Consider the following 3,549-nt stretch of genomic DNA (forward strand, 5'->3'; position numbering starts at 1 on the left):
CACCGCCGCCGCAGACAAGCCGCACTCGGCCGCCTGACCCCCGTCGAATTCGAGACCGTCATGACCCCACCGGCCGTCCAGGCCGCGTGACCGAACCTGTCACCCAAACCTGCAGCAGACCCGCCTGACCTGCGGATTCCCCGCCTTGGATGGAGTGGGTGGTAGGTCCCGATGGACACCGTGATTCTCCCTGGCTCCCCGCCCGTTCTGGCACGAGAGTGGCACGGCCTCCGAGCTGGCCGCCCCGCAAGGAAATCTCAGCTCCGTATGATCATGGTGATGGCAATCGGCAGGGCCACCATGCCCCCAAGGGCGAAAAGACTTCCGAGGATGCGGAGGAAGCCGGGACGTACGGTCCGTACCGCGGCTTGTCGCTGCGAGCTTTGGGCGAGTCCGCTGGCCACCAGGGCTTGGAGACGAGCCGATCCCTTCTTGGTCGTCAGGGCGACGCCGCCAATGAGAGCCAGGACTCCCCAGATCAAAAGGAACGGTCCGGGACTGGGCTCGGTCTGGCCAGCGAGAAGCAGCATGCGCCGCATTCTTCATCCGTAGCGTGATGCGGGTCAACGAAGCTCGGCAGGCTGGTGGACGCTCAATGGCTGCTTGGGGGCAGTCTTCTTGCCCTGGGTCTTGCCGGGCCTCCAGATGACCTGCGTCTTCGCAGCTCAGGCCCGGTGCGCTCGTACGCCTGGTGGTCGTCGTTGGTCATCCTTGGCCACTGTCGAGCGCTCTCGGACGGCCCACAGACGGCCCGGCATTGGCGCTGGCTGGGCCCGAAACCAGCTGTTGTCAGTGACTGAGGCTACGGTCGCAGGTGCGCGGTCGGCTTCCGAGGTATCCAGCTCTGTAGTGCGGCTGCATCCCCGAATCTGTCTGGGGGCGGCCCGGGAACAGCCCGGGACCTAACCGACGGTCGGGCTTCGCCGATGGCCAAGGGCGAGACCTGCCCAGCGCCGGCCGCGCGCCTCTTCGTCCCGAAGCAATGGGAGCGACCGCGTGACCTGCGGCTGCACTATCCCTGAGCTGCGAAAACGGTCCGCGAGAGTCCGTCGTCGTGCGCCTCAGTACGTGGCCGTTGTAGCGCAGTTAGACACTCAGCCGGTCTGTCCGGCGTTGCCGCGTCTCTGTCCTCCAGATCCTGCACCGTGGCGGGGCGGGATTGGAACACTGGGCAGATGTTCATCGAGACTCTTGTGCCTGTGTCGAGTGACCCCGCAGTGGACTTGTTCGTGGCGCAAACCGACAGCTCTGTTGAGCGGCCTCTGCTTGTGATCCACGGAGGTCCTGATTGGGATCACACGTATCTACGTGAGCCCGTCGCCGAGCTCGCCGCTCACCGCCGGATCATCCTGCCGGACCTACGCGGCTGTGGGCGTTCGACCCGCGGCCTGGCCGATGACGAGTACACACCCGCAGCGGCGATCACCGACCTCGTCCGTCTGCTGGACGCATTGGAGATCGAACGGGCAGACATCCTCGGCTTCTCGTACGGAGGGCTGATTGCCCAGCGGCTCGTGTTGGCCATACCTGAACGGGTCCGCCGCCTGGTGGTGGCGTCGAGCAGTGTCCTGCCAGTGCCCCCAGATGCATTCGACGGTTGGCAGGAGCGCACTGAACGCATGACCGCCGAGGCCGAGGTTTGGTCTGACCCCGCGCTGTCCGGACCGGAACAAACCCGAGCAGCTGCTCTGGCCAGCGCCCCAGCTAACGTCTGGCGCCCAGACGCTCTGCCTGGCTACCTCGATGTCCTGAAAGGCATCTACTTCTCCGCCGAGTGGATGCGGCCCTGGCAAGCTGGCACGCTGCCGAGCCCCCGCCATCCGAATACACCCCAGCGGCTCGCAGATGCCGGCATCCCCATGCTTCTGCTACACGGGCGACAGGACATGACCTTCCCTGCCGACCTCGTTGAACCCACCGTCAAGCTGATCCCCACCGCACGAGCCTCGGTAATCGAGGAAGCAGGGCACATGGCCCACATCGACCAACCCCGCGCTTGGCTGGCGGCTTTGGAGGACTTCCTCTCTGAAGAGTGACAGGGATCGTGGCCAGCGGACATCAGCCTGCCGAGTTGTGACCGATGGGGGCAGGAGCCCCAGTTTGGAAGACTGAGGCTGCGGACCGGGCCTCACCTGGGCGGAGGCTGACCTGCGGCAACGCGATCTCGCCACCGCCATTCCCCGTGGCTCCCCGTTCGGCACCGCCTCACCTGGCACGGCTGTGGCACGCCCGGTCCTCTCGATGCGTTCTGTGGGCGGGATGGCCGTTGCAGGCTGCTCGACCGATCTAGTGATGTGCAGGTCCTTACTGCCATGAGATCGGGCCGGGAACGGTGGCTTCTGCTGAAGCAACTGCTTCCGCGAGCGTGTGGAACCCTTCTGTGGCCGGCCAGAACGGATGGTCGCAGGCAGGCTGGCCTGGCAGATGCTGGACGTAGTAGAGGCGGCCGTCCTCATTCAAATCCGGGGCCTCTCCGGGTTGCAGGGTTCCGTCTGCCTCGCCGATGGCGTACCAATAGTCGTAGTCCAGCATCCCTATGCGGACTGTCGTGGGCACCGTGCCGTCATACAGCCATACGCCCGTTGCTACGACTGACTTCATGCGGTGATCCTAAACGCACCGGGATTGATCGCCTGCGGTCGCTTCGACGGCTGCGCGAACAGTTCTTCTGGAAGTGACCCAAGGGTCCGCTGACCTGGGTCTGTCTAGACGATCAACGCTGTGAACTGCGATCGACTGGTCAACGGTTGTCAGCGTTGGTTGTCATTGGGCGACCTCGGACGGCCCGGAGACGGCCCAGCGCCAACGCCGATCCAGTGCCGCTCAGCGAGTGGAAGGCCAGTTCGGCGCGACGGGCTGATCTGGGTGCTCGCTTGACTCCCCTGTCGCAGTCAAGCGTCCGACGGAAAGAGCCATCATGACTGCGGCGCCCGTTGCGAGCACGCGAATCAATGTGTTGTCAGCCATGATCGCGAAAGCACTCGCGCTGATCACGACCACTACCCCTCCGCGGATCCTGTCGCTACGCGAGACCTTGCCAGCTGCCATTACCCCTCCAGTGTCAGCCCGCACCCTATAGCGCGGTCGGTGTGGAGAGGCTTTGGGCTGGAGCTGCCATGGGGCGAGAGATCGGGGCCCGTACGCTGGCCGCGAATCGGGCTGGCTCCTTGCCTGCCCGCTGTAGCCCGATGTGGGCCCCGATCTTCGAGGCTCGCCCCATGGTGGCTGCCTAAAGCGTCGGAGCGCCGGCCGCCCCAGCCACCGCGGTTCTGACCTCATGCCCCTTGGCCTACCTCTGTGGGCGCGCGGCGGCGGACGGCCGTGCCGAGCGGGACGGAGGCAGGAGCGTGGGCGCGGCCGGACGCGGGCCGCGCGCCCGGCGGAGCGTGAGCGACGCCGGGTGCCTTGATGAAGTAGAGAAAGTCTTACCGCACCACTGGGTGATCTCGTCTGTCCTGTCTCGGTTGATGGTTGACAGTGTGGCTTCACCTGATGCTTGACACCGCTTGCCTCGGTTTGGCTGTGTGCGTCTGATTCGCGCGTGCGGGG

3 protein-coding genes are annotated in these 3,549 nt (G+C 65.5%); 1 reads left to right on the forward strand and 2 read right to left on the reverse strand.

The window, feature by feature from the left end; all coding sequences use genetic code 11:
* Positions 1-257 precede the first annotated feature (257 nt).
* Positions 258-530, reverse strand: coding sequence for a hypothetical protein (locus PV341_RS44255; protein WP_500360898.1), 273 nt, complete (start codon positions 528-530; stop codon positions 258-260).
* A 645-nt stretch (positions 531-1,175) separates the two neighbouring features.
* On the opposite strand from PV341_RS44255, the gene PV341_RS44260 reads away from it, so the two are divergent.
* Complete coding sequence (locus PV341_RS44260) at positions 1,176-2,036, forward strand: alpha/beta fold hydrolase (protein ID WP_500360900.1); 861 nt, start codon at positions 1,176-1,178, stop codon at positions 2,034-2,036.
* A 268-nt stretch (positions 2,037-2,304) separates the two neighbouring features.
* Here the strand turns inward: PV341_RS44260 and PV341_RS44265 are convergent, their stop codons facing one another.
* Positions 2,305-2,601 carry a hypothetical protein gene (locus tag PV341_RS44265; protein ID WP_319661471.1) on the reverse strand — a complete coding sequence of 99 codons (297 nt, stop codon included), beginning with the start codon at positions 2,599-2,601 and terminating at the stop codon, positions 2,305-2,307.
* Between the last annotated feature and the right edge of the window lie 948 nt (positions 2,602-3,549).

It is taken from the genome of Streptomyces sp. PA03-1a, assembly GCF_033792805.1.
Classification (GTDB): domain Bacteria; phylum Actinomycetota; class Actinomycetes; order Streptomycetales; family Streptomycetaceae; genus Actinacidiphila.